The 715-nt window shown below is 45.7% G+C and carries 3 protein-coding genes; all 3 read left to right on the plus strand.

The features are described from left to right. The coding region (locus tag A3757_RS00795) for an L-serine ammonia-lyase, iron-sulfur-dependent, subunit alpha (protein ID WP_197469613.1) at nt 1-181 on the plus strand (181 nt) is incomplete at its 5' end. 35 nt (nt 182-216) lie between these two features. Next, the gene (locus A3757_RS27985; protein ID WP_082865032.1) at nt 217-393 is read left to right on the plus strand and encodes a PCP reductase family protein; all 177 of its coding nucleotides are present in this window, start codon (nt 217-219) and stop codon (nt 391-393) included. 85 nt (nt 394-478) lie between these two features. Continuing rightward, a partial coding sequence (locus tag A3757_RS00800) for a CrcB family protein (RefSeq protein WP_197469614.1) occupies nt 479-715 on the plus strand: 237 nt, incomplete at its 3' end.

A 715-nucleotide genomic window follows, 5' to 3' on the forward strand; every position in this document is an offset into this window, starting at 1 on the left:
GAACGGATTTGGTGCCATCAAAGCCTATGCGGCTGCGTCACTTGCGATGCACGGTAACGGTAGCCATTTAATTACCTTGGATAATTGTATTGCGGCGATGAAGCAAACTGGTGAGGCAATGTCAGAAGAGTTCAAGGAAACCTCTCAGGGAGGGTTAGCAGTCAGGTGGGTAGACTGTTAACATTATCTGAATAAATTAGGTATGGGAGATAAAGGATGACAGAAAGCGCAATCGTTTGGCGCAGTTGCGCAAAGGCACGCTTGAAGAAGGTCCCTTTTTTCATTAGGCCATTTGTAAAATCCCGCGTAGAAAAAGTTGCCAGGGCTCGTAATTTAACAGAGATAAATGAGGGCTTGCTAATTGAAATTAAACGAAAAGAAATGCCCGGTTAGAGTGGGAATATTCGTTTTTTCGGTGTGTTTTATCGTCTTTTCGCGGTAAACTCTGCGAGTGTTATAAAGGAACCTCAAATCTCTAATGAATCACTTGTTACTGATCGCCGTTGCTGGCGCCCTGGGCGCGCTTGCGCGTTATGGGCTCGTTTCCCTTGTAGGCTCTCGAGCATTCCCTTGGGGTACTATGACCGCGAACATTCTAGGCTCATTATTGATGGGCTTTGCCTATGTATATATCGTTGAGAAAAGTATCGTTCCTGCTGACATGAAGCCTTTCGTTATGACCGGGTTTCTTGGCGCGTTTACGACGTTCTCTACT

Source organism: Oleiphilus sp. HI0117, from assembly GCF_001635235.1.

Coding starts and splice junctions, on each gene's coding strand:
- A3757_RS27985 (WP_082865032.1), top strand. CDS start 217: ATGACAGAAAGCGCAATCGTTTGGCGCAGTTGCGCAAAGGCACGCTTG.